Below are 17,929 nucleotides of genomic sequence, written 5' to 3'. Positions count from 1 at the left end.
GCCCTGTCCGGCCGCGCCGCCTTACCCGTCCGAAGGATTCCATGAGTCTCAAATGCGGCATCGTCGGCTTGCCCAACGTCGGCAAGTCCACCCTGTTCAATGCGCTGACCAAGGCCGGCATCGCCGCCGAGAACTACCCGTTCTGCACGATCGAGCCGAACGTCGGCATCGTCGAAGTGCCCGATACGCGCCTGAAGGCGCTCTCCGAGATCGTCAAGCCGGAGCGTGTCGTGCCGGCCGTCGTCGAATTCGTCGACATCGCGGGCCTCGTCGCGGGCGCGAGCAAGGGTGAAGGCCTCGGCAACCAGTTCCTCGCGAACATCCGCGAAACCGACGCGATCACGCACGTCGTGCGCTGCTTCGAGGACGAGAACGTCATTCACGTCGCCGGCAAGGTCAGCCCGATCGACGACATCGAAGTGATCAACACCGAACTCGCCCTCGCCGACCTCGGCACCGTCGAAAAGGCGCTCACGCGCTATTCGAAGGCTGCGAAGTCGGGCAACGACAAGGAAGCGGCGAAGCTCGTCTCGGTGCTCGAAAAGGTGCGCGCGCAGCTCGACCAGGGCAAGGCCGTGCGCGGCCTCGCGCTGTCGGATGACGAAGAGGCGCTGCTGAAGCCGTTCTGCCTGATCACCGCGAAGCCGGCGATGTACGTGGCCAACGTGAAGGACGACGGTTTCGAGAACAACCCGCACCTCGACGCGGTCCGCAAGTACGCGGAAAGCGAGAATGCGCCGGTCGTGGCCGTGTGCGCGGCAATCGAAGCCGAAATCGCCGATCTCGACGATGCGGACAAGGAAGCGTTCCTCGCCGACATGGGCATGGAAGAGCCGGGCCTCGACCGCGTGATCCGCGCGGGGTTCAAGCTACTCGGCCTGCAAACTTACTTCACCGCCGGCGTGAAGGAAGTGCGCGCGTGGACGATCCATATCGGCGACACGGCGCCGCAGGCAGCCGGCGTGATCCACACCGACTTCGAGCGCGGCTTCATCCGCGCGCAGACGATCGCGTTCGACGACTACGTCACCTACAAGGGCGAGCAAGGCGCGAAGGAAGCCGGCAAGATGCGCGCGGAAGGGAAGGAATATGTCGTGCACGACGGCGACGTGATGAACTTCCTGTTCAACGTCTGACAGCTGCATTGGCCGATGCCATGCGATATGCATGGCATCGCGCAACGCGTGCTGCGGCACGAAAAACAAATGGCCCGACCGGCAAACGCCGATCGGGCCATTTTTCGTGACGCGGGCTTTCCGCCCGCCATCACTTCACGCCATCACGTCGCCGACACGCGCCGCCCTTCACTCGCCTGTGCATCGCGACCACGCTTGTTCAGCCACGACGCCAGCAGCACGATCAGCGCCAGCACGGCCGTCGCACCCACTTCCATCCGGTGATCCTCGCTCACGAGCATCACGGTCAGCGTGCCGCAGATGAACAGGATCACCGCCCACGTGAGCCACGGGAACAACCACATCCGCAGCGTCAGGTCCGCGCCGGTCGATTCGAGCGTCTTGCGCATCCGCAGCTGCGAGATCGCGATCACGAGATACACGAGCAGCGCGATCGCGCCTGACGTCGCCAGCAGGAAGCCGAACACCTGTTCCGGCATCAGGTAGTTCGCGATCACGGTCACGAAACCGAACGCGGTCGACGCGAGCACGGCCGCGCGCGGCGTGCCGGTCGCATCGGTGCGGTGCAGGAACGCGGGCGCATCCTTGCGCTTGGACAGCGAGAACAGCATCCGCGACGCGGTGTACAGCGCCGAATTCAGGCAGCTCGCGACCGACACGAGCACGATCACGTCGATGATCGCCTTCGCGTTCGGGATGCCGATCAGCTCCATCGCGCGCTGATACGAGCCGTGCTTCGGCAGCAGCGGGTCGTTCCACGGCACGATGGCCGCGACGACGAGAATCGAGCCGAGATAGAACAAGGTGATACGCCAGATCACCGAATTCGTCGCGCGCACGATCTGGCGTTGCGGGTTGTCCGATTCGGCGGCCGCGATCGTCACGATCTCGGTGCCGAGGAACGAGAACATCGTCGTCAGCATCGCCGCGAGCACCGCGCCGGCGCCGTGCGGCATGAAGCCGTCATGCACGAACAGGTTCGACACGCCCGATACGGCCGGCGCCGGGATGATGCCCACGATCGCCGCGCCGCCGATGCACAGGAACACGACGATCGCGACGACCTTGATCAGCGCGAACCAGAATTCGAATTCGCCGTAGTTCTCGACCGAGAAGAGATTGGTGACCGTCAGCACCAGCGTGATGCCGAGCGCGAAGATCCAGGTTGCAACGCCGGGGAACCATGCATTGAGAATGGTCGCGGCGGCGGTCGCCTCGATCGGAATCACCAGCACCCAGAACCACCAGTACAGCCAGCCGATCGAGAAACCGGCCCAGTGGCCGATCGCGCGATCGGCATAGGTGGAGAACGACCCGCTGTCCGGATGGGCGACGGCCATCTCGCCGAGCATGCGCATCACGAGCACGACCAGCACCCCCGCGATCGCATACGCGAGGATCGACGCCGGGCCGGCTTCCGCGATGGCGTGGCCGGAGCCGACGAACAGGCCCGCGCCGATCACGCCGGCAATCGACATCATCGTCACGTGCCGCTGCTTCAGGCCCGTACCGAGGCCTGTGTTGCTTCCACTCATCTGTCTCTCTCCAAAAAACGGTTCCGGTATGGCCGGGTATCGCGTGAAGGCAGCACGGGGGATTGTGGTTCTTGAGCCGGTCCGGATGCGGCGCCTGCATGGGTGGCAGGCGCGCAGCCGGACCGGGGGCCGTTCCGGAACGGTGCGCGACGCAGTCTGCGAAGCTGCGGGTGCGATGCGGCGCGCAGGGCGCCGGCGCATCGCGTGCGCCCTTTCCGTCGGCTTTCGTCAGCTGCCTTCGAAGCGAAGGAGTGTAAGCATCAAACGGTTCTTCACTAAGAACCAATTGAAGAATTTCGATGGAACCACTTGTTGCATCGACATCGATCGATGCAACGCTTGTACCGTTCGTGGCGACTCGCGAGCGCGCCGAAAGCACCCGGCGACAACGGGTCAGCCAGTCGCAACCGGCGGCGTGTCAGCGCATGCCGTTCGCCATCTCGTCGCGCCATTTGGCGGGGACGACGGCCTGCCATTCTCGCAGAAGCAGGCTTTTCACGGCGTCCGGATGGGCCGCCGACAGCCGCACCAGCACGATCGGCCAGCCGACGTAGTGGTCCGTCACGTAATACACGTCAGGTTCCGATTCGATCAGCCACGCGCGCTCGTCGGGGCCGACACCTTTCACGACGAGCGTGTCGCCGTCCTCGCGCAGCCGCGCGAGCATCTTGCCCTTCACCTTGAGTGCGGGCGTGCCGTATGACGTGCCTTCCTCGACACCGCGCCACGCCAGCGCGATCTGCCGGACTTCATCGAATGTCACGGTGCCTCCCGGCTGCCTGCCTTCGGTTCACGATCCGGCCACCCTACCGGAATTCGCGATGGTGCGTCGGCCGAAGCGCGCCTATCCGCGCACCGCACGTGCGGCCGTCGACACACGCCCCGTCGTCGCGACGATTGCGAACGCGATCGCATTCGCGGCGGCGCTGGCCAGGATCGGCACGAGATAGCCGCGGCCCGCGTCGTAGATGAAGCCGGCCGCGGTCGGCCCGATCAGCGTGCCGAATGCGACGCTCGTATAAAGCACGCCGATGATCCCGCTCACGTTGCGGCCGCCGAAGTAGTCCATCACGACTGCCGGCAGCACCGCGACCCAGCCGCCATAGAACACGCCGAACACGAGTGCGAACGCTGCAAGCGTCGCGACGGTGCCGGCGCCGGCCCACGCGACGAGCGCGACGGCCATGCCCGCGAACATCGCGAGCAGCGATGTGCGGCGGCCGAAGCGGTCGGCGAGGCCGCCGAGGAAGAAACGGCCGGCCGTACTGCCGACGCCGATCGCGCCGAGCAGCAGCACGGCCGTCGATGACGAGACGCCATGGTCGAGCGCGTACGGCACGAGATGAACGAACGGGACGAACACGCCGAACGAGCAGATGAGGCATGCCGCGTAGAGGCTCGCGAACGAGCGCGACGTGACGGCTTCGCGCACCGTCGCGCCGGCAGCCGGCTTGCGACTCGCGGATGCACCGGACACCGACGCCCCCGCATCGCGCACGGCAGCTTTCGCGCCGCCGCCCTCGACGGGCTCACGCGCCGCCTCCCCATCCGGCAGCAGCCCTCGCCCGCGCGGATCGTTCTCGATCAGCAACGCCATCCCCGCGCCGATCACGACCGCGATCACGGCCAGCGTGATATACGCGCCGCGCCAGCCGACATGCGCGATCAGCGCGGACGCGAGCGGCGGCATCACCAGCGTACCGACGCCGATCCCGGCGACCGCGAGCCCCGACGCGAAGCCGCGCCGGCGCACGAACCAGCGCTGCACGGCGCCGACGGCCGGCACGTACGCGCAGCCGACGCCGAGCCCGACACCGAGCCCGTACGCGACATAAACCTGCAACAGCGTATGCGCGACGCCGGCAGCCGCGAGCCCGATGCCCGTCAGCAGCATCCCGGCGACGGCCAGCCGCCGCGAGCCGAAGCGGTCGGCCAGCGGCCCGCTGACGATTCCGAAGCCGAAATACAGGAAGCCGGCGAGCGAAAACACGAGCGAGATCTGCCCGCGCGATGCGGCGAAATCCCGCTGCAGCGACTCGACGAACGCGCTGAACGTATAGGCGCTGCCGAAACCGACGAACGTAACGGCGAACGCGGCCGCAACCACGTACCAGCCGTAGAAAAGGCGCGATGCGCCCGGGCGGTTCATGACGATGCTCCTCTCAGGTTCCACCGGCCGCCGGGCGGCGTCCGGATTGCCTCATGGATATAGTTGAACTATGTTGATCACACCGGCCGCCGACAGGCAGTCGCGAAGCATGCGATCCGATACGTCAACGGTACTCGTGCACATGCATCGTCTCAAACGATATTTCGTCGGACTTTCGATTTAGAAAAACTGAATGAATCGTTCCCGCTTGCCGCCTCTCAACCCGCTGCGCGCATTCGAAGCGGCCGCCCGCCACCTGTCGGTGAAGGCGGCTGCCGAGGAGCTGTCGGTCACTCCCGGCGCGGTAAGCCAGATGATCCGCACGCTCGAGACGCATCTCGGCGTACAGCTGTTCGAGCGCGTCAACCGCGGCATCCTGCTCACGGCCGCCGGCCGCGACTACCTGCCGCCGGTGCGCAACGCGTTCCGGCAGATCGCCGATGCGTCGCAGCGTGTGTCGGGCGCCGCCGACAGCGGCGTGCTGACGGTGAGCGTCACGCCGTTTTTCGCATCCGCGTGGCTCGTCCCGCGCCTCGCGCAATTCCGCGAGGCGTGCCCGGACGTCGACCTGCAGGTCGTCACGAGCCACGCACTGGCGGATTTCTCGCGCGACGGCGTCGATGTCGCGATCCGTCATGGCCTCGGGCGCTACATCGGGCTGTGCAGCGAGCGCCTGCTGACGGTGGAGATCGTCGCGCTCGCGTCGCCCGAACTCGTCGCGCGGCTCGGCATGCCGGCGACGCCGGCCGAGCTCGTCGGCTGGCCTCAGTTGCACGACGCCGAGCGCAAGGGCTGGCATATCTGGTTCGGCGCGCAGCGGATCGACGATTTCGGGCCGCCGCGCGGCCCCGCGTTCGACGACTCGGGCCTGTTGCTGCAGGCGATCGTCGCCGGCCAGGGCGCCGGGCTGCTGCCGGCCGCGATGGTGCGCGGCGAGCTGGCAAGCGGCCGGCTCGTGCAGCTCGCCGACGTCGCGTGGCTCGACGATTTCGCGTACTACCTCGTCTATCCGCCGCATCACGCGGAACGGCCTAAGGTCGCGGCATTTCGCCGATGGATCCTCGACGCCGCACTGGCCGACGGCGCGGCATCGATGTCCGGCGCGGCGTAGCGTCACTCTCCCCTCACGGTGCGGTGCCCCGGCCGATCGGCTAACATGCGGCCCGAAACCGATAACAACAGACCGAGAGAGACCATGCCTGCCCTGCTCCGCCGCGCGACACGCATCGCGACGCTGTCCGCCGCACTCTTCATTGCATGTGCCGCGTTAACGCCTTCCGCGTATGCCTACCGCGCACCGACCGGCTACAGCAACGAAGCCGATCTCGACCGACACGACACGTATCGCAACCGCGACGGCGAAACCGTGCACGCCCCCGCGCATTCGAAATCGGGCCGCGTGCCCGACGGCGCGAGCGCGCGCTGCCGCGACGGCACGTACAGCTTCAGCCGTCACCGGCGCGGCACGTGCTCGGGGCACGGCGGCGTCGCCGCGTGGCTGTAGCCTCGACCGAATGGCCAATCCGGACCGCTGCAGCCACCCGCCGCTGTCTGCGACACTCGGCGGCGAAGTACAATAGCCGCTCGCGCCGCCGACACGCGGCGACGCCGCCGCGCCCTGCGCGGCACGCTCCGTACCGAATCACCCGACGCCGCCACGCCCGCGCGCTGCGCGGCAGTCTCAACCACTTCTGAATTTCACACCCAAATGGCCCAATACGTTTTCACGATGAACCGGGTCGGCAAGATCGTGCCGCCCAAGCGCCAGATCCTGAAGGACATCTCGCTGTCGTTCTTTCCCGGCGCGAAGATCGGCGTGCTCGGCCTGAACGGCTCGGGCAAGTCGACGCTGATCCGCATCATGGCGGGCGTCGACAAGGACATCGAAGGCGAAGCCACGCCGATGCCGAACCTGAACATCGGCTACCTGCCGCAGGAACCGCAGCTCGACCCGACGAAGACGGTGCGCGAAGCCGTCGAGGAAGGCCTCGGCGACCTGTTCCAGGCCAACAAGAAGCTCGAGGAAATCTACGCGGCGTACGCGGAGCCGGACGCCGACTTCGACGCGCTCGCAGCCGAGCAGGCGAAGTACGAGGCGATCCTCGCGTCGAGCGACGGCGGCAGCCCCGAGCAGCAGCTCGAAGTGGCCGCCGACGCGCTGCGCCTGCCGGCGTGGGACGCCAAGATCGAACACCTGTCGGGCGGTGAAAAGCGCCGCGTCGCGCTGTGCAAGCTGCTGCTCGAAAAACCCGACATGCTGCTGCTCGACGAACCGACCAACCACCTCGACGCGGAATCGGTCGACTGGCTCGAGCAGTTCCTGGTGCGCTTCCCGGGCACCGTCGTCGCGGTCACCCACGATCGCTACTTCCTCGACAACGCAGCCGAGTGGATTCTCGAACTCGACCGTGGCCACGGCATTCCGTGGAAGGGCAACTACAGCAGCTGGCTCGACCAGAAGGAAGAGCGCCTGAAGCAGGAAGAAGCGTCGGAATCGGCGCGCCAGAAGGCGATCAAGAAGGAACTGGAGTGGGTGCGCCAGAACCCGAAGGGCCGCCAGGCGAAGTCGAAGGCGCGTATCGCGCGCTTCGAGGAGCTGAGCAGCCAGGAATACCAGAAGCGCAACGAAACGCAGGAAATCTTCATTCCGGCCGGCGAACGCCTCGGCAATGAAGTGATCGAGTTCAAGAACGTCAGCAAGTCGTTCGGCGACCGCCTGCTGATCGACAATCTGAGCTTCAAGATCCCGGCCGGCGCGATCGTCGGCATCATCGGCCCGAACGGCGCCGGCAAGTCGACGCTGTTCAAGATGCTGACCGGTAAGGAACAGCCGGATTCGGGTGAAGTCGTGATGGGCCCGACGGTGAAGCTCGCGTACGTCGACCAGAGCCGCGACGCGCTCGACGGGTCGAAGACGGTGTTCGAGGAAATCTCGGGCGGCGCCGACGTGCTGACGGTGGGCAAGTACGAAACGCCGTCGCGTGCGTACATCGGCCGCTTCAACTTCAAGGGCGGCGACCAGCAGAAGATCGTCGGCAACCTGTCCGGCGGTGAACGCGGCCGCCTGCACCTCGCGAAGACGCTGATCTCGGGCGGCAACGTGCTGCTGCTGGACGAACCGTCGAACGACCTCGACGTCGAAACGCTGCGCGCGCTGGAAGACGCACTGCTCGAATTCGCGGGTTCGGTGATGGTGATCTCGCACGATCGCTGGTTCCTCGACCGGATCGCGACGCACATTCTCGCGTTCGAAGGCGATTCGCAGGTCACGTTCTTCGACGGCAACTACCAGGAGTACGAAGCCGACAAGCGTGCACGCCTCGGCGAGGAAGCCGCGAAGCCGAAGCGTCTGCGCTACAAGCCGATCAGCCGCTGACCGGCTCGGCCCGGGTGCCCGGCACCGCGATCACGCGGGGCCGGTGCCGAAGCGGGCCGCTTCCGGAACGGCACAACGAAGAAGCGGGCTCACGGCCCGCTTTTTTTATCCCGCGTTGCGTCCCCGCCGCTTACACCAGCGCGCCCAGTTCACGCAGGCGTGCTTCGGTGGCCGCCGCGCTCGTGTGATGAATGCCGTGCCAGCCGAGCGCCGTCGCGGCCGCGGCGTTCTTCGCGTTGTCGTCGATGAACACGAGTTCGTGCGGTGCGATGCCCGGCAGGTGCGGCTCGATCCGCGCATGCATCTCGCGATAGATCGCCGGATCGGGCTTCACGAGCTTCACACGCCCCGACACGACGATCTCCTTGAAACGCCGCAGCACCGGGAAGTTGTCCCACGCATACGGAAACGTCTGCGCGGACCAGTTCGTCAGCCCGAACAGCGGCATCCCCTGCGCGTCGAGCCGGTCGACAAGTGCGGCGCCTTCGTCGAGCACACCGCCGATCATCTCGTGCCAGCGCGCGTAGAACGCGCGGATCAGTGCCTCGTGCTCCGGAAACTTCGCGACGAGCTCGGCCGTGCCTTCCTCGATCGTCTGCCCGCCGTCCTGGCGGATCACCCAGTCCATCGCGCACACGTGCGTGAGAAACCAGCGACGCTCCGTGTCGTCGGGAATCAACTCCCGGTAAAGATACTCGGGGCTCCAGTCGATCAGCACGCCGCCGAAATCGAACACCACGGCCTTGATCGTCATGCGAACTCCGTCGAAAGAACGTCCGCGAGCGGACGTGGCGTCACCGGGTTGCCCGCCAGCGAATTGTTTTGCCATACGAAGTGATGGTGCGCGACGATCTGCGCGGCCGACAGGTGCGTGCGCTCGTTCGTCGTGTGCAGGTCGGACACGACCGTCGTCCGATAGCCGAGCAGCGCCGCGCGGCGCGCGGCCGAATCGACGCAGAACTCGGTCGCATAGCCGCAGATCAGCACCGAACGGATGCCGTGGCGGTCGAGCTGCGCCGCGAGCGGCGTGTCGTGAAACGAATCGCTCACCTGCTTGCGCACGCGCCAGTCGTCGTTCCCGACGACCAGCCCCGCATGCAGCTCCCAGCCCGGCGTGCCGGGCACGATGTCGTCGTCCGCATCGCCATCGTGCTGCACGAAGCACACGGGCGCGTTCGCCGCGCGCGCCGCCGCCGTCAGCCGGTTGATGCCCGATACCACGTCGTCGAGCCGGTAAGCGGGCTGAGCCCGCTCCACCAGCCCGCGCTGCATGTCGACCACGATCACTGCGGTGTCCGCCATTGCCTGCCCTCGGTTGTGTCGTTCGGCCGTTGTCCGGCCGTTATCGCGTGTTGTGTCAGATCGGCTGCGTGCGCATGTCGAGCCATGCCTTGGCATCGCCGCTCAGGTGCCGGCCGACACGCTCGCGCACGGTCGCGTGATACGTGTTCAGCCATGCGCGCTCGTCGTCGTGCAGCATCTCGATCAGCACGCAGCGCGTGTCGATCGGGCACAGCGTCAGCGTCTCGAATGCGAGGAAATCGCCGAATTCCGTCTGCCCGGCCGCGCGGTTCACGACCAGGTTCTCGATCCGGATGCCCCACTGGCCGGGACGGTACACGCCCGGCTCGATCGACGTGATCATGCCCTCTTCCATCGCCGTGTGCGGCTCGGCCGGCGCGTAGTGCGAGATCACCTGCGGGCCTTCGTGCACGTTCAGGAAGTAGCCGACACCATGCCCCGTGCCGTGGCCGTAGTCGAGCCCGGCCGCCCACATCGGTGCGCGCGCGATCGCGTCGAGCATCGGCGAGCGGATACCGCGCGGGAAGCGGGCACGCGACAGCGCCATCATCGACTTCAGCACGATCGTGAAGTCGCGCCGCTGCAGGTCGCTGACGGTGCCGACCGGCACGACGCGCGTGATGTCGGTCGTGCCCGTCACGTACTGGCCGCCCGAATCGATCAGCAGCAGGCCGTCGCCGGCGATCGTCGCGTGCGACGCCGGCGTCGCGTGGTAGTGCGGCATCGCGCCGTTCGCATTGAAGCCCGCAATCGTCGCGAAGCTCGCCGACACGTAGCCGGGGCGCCGGGCGCGGGCGGCCGTGAGCTTTTCCTCGATCGTCAGCTCGGTGATCGTCTCGCGGTTCACCGCCTGCTCGAACCACGTGAAGAATTCCGCGAGTGCGGCGCCGTCGTGCTCCATCGTCACGCGCACGTGCTCGATCTCGGCGGACGTCTTGCGCGACTTCGCGAACGTCGACGGATTCACGGCCTCGACGAGCTTCACACCGGCCGGCACGGCCTCGAGCGTGCCGAACGTCACGCGGCGCGGGTCGATCAGCAGCGTCGCGCCGTCAGGCAGCGACGCGAGCGCGGCGCGCGCGGCGTCGTAGGCGCGAACGTCGACGCCATCCTTCGCGAGCGACGCGGCCAGCGCCGGCGACACCTTGCCGTCGGCGACGAACAGCGTCGCGCGATCGGCGCCGATCATTGCGTGCGCAACGAATACGGGATTGAAGTTGACGTCGGCGCCGCGCAGGTTGAACAGCCATGCGAGGTCGTCGAGCGTCGAGACGAAATGCCATTGCGCACCCTGCGCGCACATCGCGCGGCGCACTTCCGCCAGCTTGCTCGCGCGCGTCGTGTCGGCCTGCGGCGCCGCGTGCTCGAACACCTTGTCGCCGGGGAGGCCCGGCCGCTCGGGCCAGATCGCGTCGAGCAGGTCGAGATCGGTGCGCAGCGCGATGCCGCGTGCATTCAGCGCACCCGTCAGCCCGCGTGCGGCCGCGACGCCGAGCACGGCACCGTCGACGCCGACCGTCGCCCCTGCCGCCACGTTCTGCGCGAGCCAGTCGACGTGCGGCGCGCTCTGCTGCCCGCCCGTCATCTTCATCAGTTGCACGCCCGTGCCGGCCAGTTCGGCATCGGCCTGCACCCAGTAGCGGCTGTCGACCCACAACCCCGCGAAATCCGCGGTCACGACCAGCGTGCCGACCGAGCCCGTGAAGCCGGACAGCCAGCGACGGGCCTGCCAGCGCTCCGGCAGGTACTCGGACAGATGGGGATCGGCGGACGGCACGAGATAGGCGGCCAGGTCCTCGCGGGCCATGGCGCCACGCAGCAGCGCGAGGCGGGCCGGCACCGGCGAGACTTCGGGAAGACGGGCATTCATGATTTCACCTGAGAACATTCAGCGACGGGCCGACAGCGTAACCGTCACGGCTACGACGAGGAACGCGACACCGGTGCAAACCGGCCATTCGAGCGTCTCGCCATCGTAAAACAGTCCCGAGAGATTGCCGGCCATGCGGGCCGCACCCGCGCCGACGATGCCGGCGAGCACCGCGATCCACCACGCCGGCCGGCCCGTGCGCCGCATCGGATGCAGCCATCGGCCGAACAGCCCGACGGCCGCTCCCAGGACAAGGATTCCAAACCAGTTCATTCGACGCCTTCTATAAATTCAGATTCGTCCCATAGGCGTGAACGTTGCCAGCGGCTAGCATCGATTCATCCATCGAACCCGAGACCAGCCGGGTGCCGCCAACATTCGAGTGTAGGGGCCGACTCGACGTTATGGCAAGCGCGCGCCGGCTGCCGTATTGAAGAAATTCTCATGCGAATCGCTCTGATCGATCCGGAAGCGCGCCATGCCGCGCTCCTGAACCGCCTGCTCTTCGCAGGCGGTCACGTGTGCCACGCGTTTCCGTCCAGTGCGGCGTTCTTCGAGTGGCTCGCCACCGACACCTGCGACATGCTGATCACCGGCCATTGGGCCGGCGACCAGCCGGCCGAGGAAGTCATTCCGCGCGCGCAGGCCATCCTGCCCGGCCTGCCGGCCATCGCCGTGATGCAGTTGCCGCGCGAAAGCGAAATCGTGTCGTGCCTGCATGCGGGCGCCGACGATTGCCTCGTGCGCCCCGTGAGCGGGCCCGAGATGCTCGCGCGCGTCAACGCGCTGAGCCGGCGCGCCGGCGTGCGCCGGGCACCCACCCGCTCGCGCGAAATGTATGGCGAATACGCTTTCGACGCCACGCACTGCCTTGTTCGCTTCGGTGACGCAATCGTTTCACTCACGCCGAAGGAGTTCCGGTTCGCGCAGCTGCTGTTCACGAACCTGTCGCGGCCGGTGTCGCGCGCCCATATCCTCGAAACGGTGTGGGCGCGCCGCCGCGACATGAAGTCGCGCACGCTCGATACCCACGCGTCCCGGCTGCGCAGCAAACTGCAACTGCTTCCGGAGCGCGGCTACCGGCTGCTGCCGCTTTACGGCTACGGCTATCAGCTCGACCGCGTGCCGATCGAACCCCCAAATTCCCGGCCCCGGCACGCTGATGCCCGGTATGCGGCGAGTGAGGAAATCGCTGAAACGCTATAATATGGGGCTAAACGATAGCCCTCGATATGCAACTCCTCACGATCGGAATCAATCACCACACTGCGCCTGTCGCCCTGCGCGAACGCGTGGCGTTTCCGCTCGAGCAGATCAAGCCGGCTCTCGTCACGTTCAAGAACCTGTTTCTCGGCCCCCAGGCGCCCAATACGCCCGAAGCGGCGATCCTCTCCACCTGCAACCGCACCGAACTGTATTGCGCGACCGACGATCGTGCGGCACGCGAAGGCGCGATCCGCTGGCTGTCGGAGTATCACCGGATCCCGGTCGACGAACTCGCGCCGCACGTCTATGCGCTGCCGCAGTCGGAAGCGGTCCGGCACGCATTCCGCGTCGCATCCGGCCTCGATTCGATGGTGCTCGGCGAAACCCAGATCCTGGGCCAGATGAAGGACGCCGTCCGCACCGCGACGGAAGCCGGCGCACTCGGCACCTATCTGAACCAGCTGTTCCAGCGCACCTTCGCGGTAGCGAAGGAAGTGCGCGGCACGACCGAAATCGGCACGCAGTCGGTGTCGATGGCCGCCGCCGCAGTGCGCCTCGCGCAACGGATCTTCGAAAAGGTGTCGGATCAGCGCGTGCTGTTCATCGGCGCCGGCGAGATGATCGAACTGTGTGCGACGCACTTCGCCGCGCAAGGCCCGCGCGAACTCGTCGTCGCGAACCGTACGGCTGAACGCGGCCAGCGGCTCGCCGAGCGCTTCAACGGCCGTGCGATGCCGCTCGCGGATCTGCCGACCCGCATGCACGAATTCGACATCATCGTGTCGTGCACGGCATCGACGCTGCCGATCATCGGCCTCGGCGCAGTCGAGCGCGCGGTGAAGGCACGCCGCCACCGGCCGATCTTCATGGTCGACCTCGCGGTGCCGCGCGACATCGAGCCCGAAGTCGGCAAGTTGAAGGACGTGTTCCTCTACACCGTCGACGATCTCGGCGCGATCGTGCGCGAAGGCAACGCCTCGCGTCAGGCTGCAGTCGCGCAGGCCGAAACGATCATCGAAACGCGCGTGCAGAATTTCATGCAATGGCTCGACACGCGCAGCGTCGTGCCGGTGATTCGTCACATGCATACGCAGGCCGACGCGCTGCGCCGGGCCGAAGTCGACAAGGCGCAGAAGCTGCTCGCGCGCGGCGACGATCCGGCCGCCGTGCTCGAAGCGCTGTCGCAGGCGCTGACCAACAAGCTGATCCACGGCCCGACGAGCGCGCTCAACCGCGTGAACGGCGCCGATCGCGATTCGCTGATCGACCTGATGCGCGGCTTCTACCAGCACGCACCGCGCTCGAACGACCAGTCCGGCCACTAGCGCCGGCCGATCGCCCTGCCGCCGGCCGCGCGCCGACCTATCCTTTCCGAATACCCCTTGCCCGGGAGCGCCGCTCCACACCATGAAGACGAGCATGCAACGCAAGCTCGACCAGCTGTCCACACGGCTGGCCGAACTGAACGACCTGCTGAGCCGCGAAAACGTCACGGCCGACCTCGACCAGTACCGCAAGCTCACGCGTGAACATGCGGAACTCGGCCCGGTGGTCGAACAGTACGCGCTGTGGCGCCAGTCGCGCAGCGACGAGACGGCTGCACAGGAACTGCTCGGCGATCTGTCGATGCGCGACTTCGCGGAAGACGAAATCCGCAGCGCACGCGAGAGCATGGCCCGCCTCGAGACCGAGCTGCAGAAGATGCTGCTGCCGAAGGATCCGAACGACGACCGCAACATCTTCCTCGAAATCCGTGCGGGCACGGGCGGCGACGAATCGGCGCTGTTCGCGGGCGACCTGCTGCGCATGTACCTGCGCTTCGCGGAACGCCAGCGCTGGCAGGTCGAAATGATGTCGGAAAGCGAGTCGGATCTCGGCGGCTACAAGGAAGTGATCGTGCGGATCGCGGGCCAGGGCGCGTATTCGCGCCTGAAGTTCGAATCGGGCGGCCATCGCGTGCAGCGCGTACCGGCCACCGAAACGCAGGGGCGCATCCACACGTCCGCGTGCACGGTCGCGGTGATGCCGGAAGCCGACGAAATCGGCGAGGTCGAGATCAATCCGGCCGACCTGCGGATCGACACGTTCCGCGCATCCGGCGCGGGCGGCCAGCACATCAACAAGACCGATTCGGCGGTGCGCGTCACGCACATCCCGACCGGGATCGTCGTCGAGTGCCAGGACGACCGTTCGCAGCACAAGAACAAGGATCGCGCACTGAAGGTGCTCGCCGCACGCATCAAGGACAAGCAGTATCACGAGCAGCACGCGAAGGAAGCCGCTACACGCAAGAGCCTGATCGGCTCCGGTGACCGCTCGGAGCGGATCCGCACGTACAACTTCCCGCAGGGCCGGATGACCGACCACCGGATCAACCTGACGCTGTACCGGCTCGAAGCGCTCATGGACGGCGACCTCGACGAACTGATCAGCGCGCTGGTCAGCGAACACCAGGCCGAACTGCTCGCGTCGCTCGGCGATGCCGACTGAGGCCGCGATGCCCGACACCACCGCCGACGAACTGCTGCGCGCGTCGCCGCTCGACGCGGTCGATGCGCGCGTGTTGCTCGCGCACGCGCTCGGCTGGACCCGCACGCAACTGATCACCCGCGGCGACGCGCCGCTCGACATGGCCGCGGTCGAACGCTACCGCGCGCTCGAGGCGCGCCGCCTGGCCGGCGAGCCCGTCGCACAGCTCGTCGGGATGCGCGAATTCTTCGGCCGGCCGTTCGACGTGACGCCTGACGTGCTGATTCCGCGCCCCGAAACCGAACTGCTCGTCGAAGCCGCACTCGATGCGATCGACGGGCTGCCGCATCCGGCCGTGCTCGATCTCGGCACGGGCAGCGGCGCGATCGCCGTATCGATCGCCGCCGAACGTCCCGATGCGCGCGTGTGGGCGCTCGACCGTTCGCCGGCCGCACTCGAAGTGGCGCAACGCAACGCCGGCAAGCTGCTCGACGCGCGCCGCCCCGGCGGGCCACTGCACTGGCTGGCGAGCGACTGGTATGCGGCGCTCGATCCGGCACTCGCATTCGACGCGATCGTCAGCAACCCACCGTACATCGCGCAGCACGATCCACACCTCGAGCAAGGCGACCTGCGTTTCGAGCCGCGCGGCGCGCTCACCGACGATGCCGACGGCCTCAGCGCGATCCGCACGATCGTCGCGGGCGCCGGCTCTTATCTGAAACCGGGCGGCACGCTCTGGATCGAGCATGGCTACGACCAGGCCGAGGCCGTGCGCGCGGTGCTCGCCTCGCACGGCTTCGTCGCGGTCGAATCGCTCGCCGATCTGGCCGCCATCGAACGCACGACCGGCGGCCGCCTGCCGGGCTGATGCCCGGCCCGCCCGGTTGAAATCCGCTATCATTTCGATCTAACGCCCCGCAAACGCAAGGTCAGTCATGGACACCCAACAACGTATCAAGCAAATCGTCGACGAAAACCAGGTCGTGCTCTTCATGAAGGGCAACGCGCAATTCCCGATGTGCGGCTTTTCGGGCCGCGCCATCCAGGTGCTGAAGGCCTGCGGCGTCGACCAGTTCAAGACGGTCAACGTCCTCGAAGACGACGAGATCCGCCAGGGCATCAAGGCATTCTCGAACTGGCCGACCATCCCGCAGCTCTACGTGAAGGGCGAATTCATCGGCGGCTCGGACATCATGATGGAGATGTACCAGTCGGGCGAACTGCAGCAACTGTTCGCCGCCGCGTAATACGCCCCTCCTTTCGATGGCATCTCCCAGCGCGCCGCCACGCCGGCTGATCGTCGCGATCACCGGCGCCACCGGCGCGATCTACGGCGTACGGCTGCTCGACCTGCTGCGCGCCGCCGGCGGCGTCGAAACGCACCTGCTGATTTCGAACGCCGGCTGGCTCAACATCCAGCACGAACTGAAGCTGTCGAAGGCGGATGTCGAAAGCCGTGCGGACGTCGTGCATTCGGTGCGCGACGTCGGCGCGACGATCGCATCGGGGTCATTCGCGACCGACGGGATGGTGATCGCGCCCTGCTCGATGAAGACGCTCGCGAGCGTCGCACACGGGCTGTCCGACAACCTGATCACGCGCGCAGCCGACGTCACGTTGAAGGAACGCCGCCGCCTCGTGCTGATGGTGCGCGAAACGCCGTTCAATCTCGCGCATCTGCGCAACATGACGGCCGTCACCGAAATGGGCGGCATCGTCTTCCCGCCGCTGCCCGCGTTCTACGCGATGCCGAAGACGATCGAGGAACTCGTCGACCAGACCGTCACGCGCGTGCTCGACCTGTTCGCGCTCAGCGCACCGCTGACGACGCCGTGGGCCGGCATCCGGCACGCGCAGTAAGCACACACTCGACGATCCATTCGTCGCGCATCTTCGCCGATTTTCACTGAAATTCATTCGATTTCACGCATACAGCGCCCAACGGCCGTGATGCGCAGGGCGCCTGCCCGGATTATCAACAAACAAGCGTCAATCAAATTCCCGATCGCTGATTTATCAATATCCGGTGCGCGCCTATAGTCACAGGCAAATCCCTTTGCAGGCCACCACCATGAACCGCTTGCCTTCGCTCTACCTGTCCCACGGCGCTCCGACGCTGCCGATCGACCCGACGCTGCCGTCCGGCGCATTCACGCATCTCGCCGCCGAATTGCCGCGCCCGCGCGCGGTGCTGATGCTGTCCGCGCACTGGGGCACGCAGCGCCCCGTCGCCAGCATTGCCGCGCATCCGGAAACGATCCACGACTTCTACGGCTTCCCGCAGGCGCTGTACGACATCCGCTACCCGGCGCCCGGCGCGCCCGACGTCGCCGAACGCGCGGCCGGGCTGCTGAATGCGGCCGGCATCGAGACCGCGACGACCGAGCACGGCCTCGACCACGGCGCGTGGGTGCCGATGCTGCTGATGTTCCCGGAAGCCGACGTGCCGGTGGCGCAGCTGTCGATCCAGCCGCGCGCGGATGCCGCCCACCACTTCGCACTCGGCCGCGCGCTGCGACCGCTGCGCGACGAAGGCGTGATGGTGATCGGCTCGGGCCAGATCACGCACAACCTGCGCGCCGCCGATTTCGGTGCCGCACCGGAGGATGCGGATCCGCGTGTCGCGGAATTCACCGACTGGTTCGAGGTGAAGCTGGCTGCGCGCGACGTCGACGCGCTGCTCGACTACCGCCGGCAGGCGCCGCACGCGGCGCTGATGCATCCGACCGACGAGCATCTGCTGCCGGTGTTCACGGCACTCGGCGCGGCGGACGACGACTACCAGCTCGGCATCCAGTCGCTCGGCACCTACCAGCGCGTGCTTGCGATGACGAACTACGTGTTCACCGGCACGACCGCCTGAGCGGTCGCGCGGCAGCCGCG

Annotated in this window: 18 protein-coding genes; 11 read left to right on the top strand and 7 right to left on the bottom strand. The window is 67.0% G+C overall.

All coding sequences use genetic code 11. The annotated features are described in order from the left end of the window. Positions 1-41 precede the first annotated feature (41 nt). Positions 42-1,136, top strand: coding sequence for a redox-regulated ATPase YchF (ychF, locus tag CFB50_RS02500; RefSeq protein WP_089444877.1), 1,095 nt, complete (start codon positions 42-44; stop codon positions 1,134-1,136). A 143-nt stretch (positions 1,137-1,279) separates the two neighbouring features. Here ychF and gabP read toward each other — a convergent pair whose 3' ends face one another. The 3 genes from gabP to CFB50_RS02480 form a co-directional block, all read right to left on the bottom strand. Further along, a complete protein-coding gene (gene gabP / locus CFB50_RS02495; RefSeq protein WP_089444876.1) occupies positions 1,280-2,671 on the bottom strand; it encodes a GABA permease in 1,392 nt (463 codons plus the stop codon). Between the two features lie 418 nt (positions 2,672-3,089). Then, complete coding sequence (locus CFB50_RS02485) at positions 3,090-3,434, bottom strand: MmcQ/YjbR family DNA-binding protein (RefSeq protein WP_089444875.1); 345 nt, start codon at positions 3,432-3,434, stop codon at positions 3,090-3,092. A gap of 81 nt (positions 3,435-3,515) precedes the next feature. Continuing rightward, positions 3,516-4,820, bottom strand: coding sequence for an MFS transporter (locus tag CFB50_RS02480; protein WP_089444874.1), 1,305 nt, complete (start codon positions 4,818-4,820; stop codon positions 3,516-3,518). 193 nt (positions 4,821-5,013) lie between these two features. Between CFB50_RS02480 and gcvA the strand changes: the two genes are divergently transcribed. The 3 genes from gcvA to ettA all read left to right on the top strand — a co-directional run bounded on the left by gcvA (position 5,014) and on the right by ettA (position 8,196). Beyond that, positions 5,014-5,931: a transcriptional regulator GcvA gene (gene gcvA, locus CFB50_RS02475; RefSeq protein WP_069247023.1), complete on the top strand. Its 918-nt coding sequence runs from the start codon at positions 5,014-5,016 to the stop codon at positions 5,929-5,931. Between the two features lie 84 nt (positions 5,932-6,015). Next, positions 6,016-6,324, top strand: coding sequence for a DUF3761 domain-containing protein (locus CFB50_RS02470; protein ID WP_089444873.1), 309 nt, complete (start codon positions 6,016-6,018; stop codon positions 6,322-6,324). A gap of 204 nt (positions 6,325-6,528) precedes the next feature. Beyond that, the gene (ettA, locus tag CFB50_RS02465) at positions 6,529-8,196 is read left to right on the top strand and encodes an energy-dependent translational throttle protein EttA (RefSeq protein WP_027783420.1); all 1,668 of its coding nucleotides are present in this window, start codon (positions 6,529-6,531) and stop codon (positions 8,194-8,196) included. Between the two features lie 130 nt (positions 8,197-8,326). Here ettA and CFB50_RS02460 read toward each other — a convergent pair whose 3' ends face one another. From CFB50_RS02460 to CFB50_RS02445, 4 genes are read right to left on the bottom strand one after another with little or no spacing between them, the layout of a single operon-like run. Next, positions 8,327-8,950 carry an HAD family hydrolase gene (locus CFB50_RS02460; protein WP_089444872.1) on the bottom strand — a complete coding sequence of 208 codons (624 nt, stop codon included), beginning with the start codon at positions 8,948-8,950 and terminating at the stop codon, positions 8,327-8,329. Next, positions 8,947-9,498, bottom strand: a complete 552-nt coding sequence (locus tag CFB50_RS02455) for a cysteine hydrolase family protein (RefSeq protein WP_089444871.1) — start codon at positions 9,496-9,498, stop codon at positions 8,947-8,949. The genes CFB50_RS02460 and CFB50_RS02455 overlap by 4 nt, the downstream gene beginning before the upstream one ends. Before the next feature lie 55 nt (positions 9,499-9,553). Next, positions 9,554-11,368: an aminopeptidase P family protein gene (locus CFB50_RS02450; RefSeq protein ID WP_089444892.1), complete on the bottom strand. Its 1,815-nt coding sequence runs from the start codon at positions 11,366-11,368 to the stop codon at positions 9,554-9,556. 18 nt (positions 11,369-11,386) lie between these two features. Then, complete coding sequence (locus CFB50_RS02445) at positions 11,387-11,641, bottom strand: hypothetical protein (protein WP_039352130.1); 255 nt, start codon at positions 11,639-11,641, stop codon at positions 11,387-11,389. A gap of 171 nt (positions 11,642-11,812) precedes the next feature. On the opposite strand from CFB50_RS02445, the gene CFB50_RS02440 reads away from it, so the two are divergent. The 7 genes from CFB50_RS02440 (at position 11,813) to CFB50_RS02410 (ending at position 17,909) form a co-directional block, all read left to right on the top strand. Then, positions 11,813-12,574, top strand: coding sequence for a response regulator transcription factor (locus tag CFB50_RS02440; RefSeq protein ID WP_069247019.1), 762 nt, complete (start codon positions 11,813-11,815; stop codon positions 12,572-12,574). A gap of 26 nt (positions 12,575-12,600) precedes the next feature. Then, entirely contained in the window at positions 12,601-13,899 is a 1,299-nt protein-coding gene (hemA, locus tag CFB50_RS02435) for a glutamyl-tRNA reductase (protein WP_069247018.1), read from the top strand. Between the two features lie 82 nt (positions 13,900-13,981). Further along, entirely contained in the window at positions 13,982-15,064 is a 1,083-nt protein-coding gene (gene prfA, locus CFB50_RS02430) for a peptide chain release factor 1 (protein ID WP_089444870.1), read from the top strand. A gap of 7 nt (positions 15,065-15,071) precedes the next feature. Then, positions 15,072-15,914, top strand: a complete 843-nt coding sequence (gene prmC, locus CFB50_RS02425; RefSeq protein ID WP_089444869.1) for a peptide chain release factor N(5)-glutamine methyltransferase — start codon at positions 15,072-15,074, stop codon at positions 15,912-15,914. Between the two features lie 67 nt (positions 15,915-15,981). Then, positions 15,982-16,293: a Grx4 family monothiol glutaredoxin gene (gene grxD / locus CFB50_RS02420; protein ID WP_011350791.1), complete on the top strand. Its 312-nt coding sequence runs from the start codon at positions 15,982-15,984 to the stop codon at positions 16,291-16,293. A 16-nt stretch (positions 16,294-16,309) separates the two neighbouring features. Beyond that, a complete protein-coding gene (locus CFB50_RS02415) occupies positions 16,310-16,906 on the top strand; it encodes a UbiX family flavin prenyltransferase (RefSeq protein ID WP_048251007.1) in 597 nt (198 codons plus the stop codon). A 211-nt stretch (positions 16,907-17,117) separates the two neighbouring features. After that, entirely contained in the window at positions 17,118-17,909 is a 792-nt protein-coding gene (locus CFB50_RS02410; protein ID WP_089444868.1) for a DODA-type extradiol aromatic ring-opening family dioxygenase, read from the top strand. Positions 17,910-17,929: the final 20 nt, after the last annotated feature.

Source organism: Burkholderia sp. AU33423 (assembly GCF_002223135.1).
Lineage (GTDB): Bacteria > Pseudomonadota > Gammaproteobacteria > Burkholderiales > Burkholderiaceae > Burkholderia > Burkholderia lata_D.
Note: the sequence above shows the minus strand (reverse complement) of the source record. Positions and strands in the feature narration are given on the sequence as shown.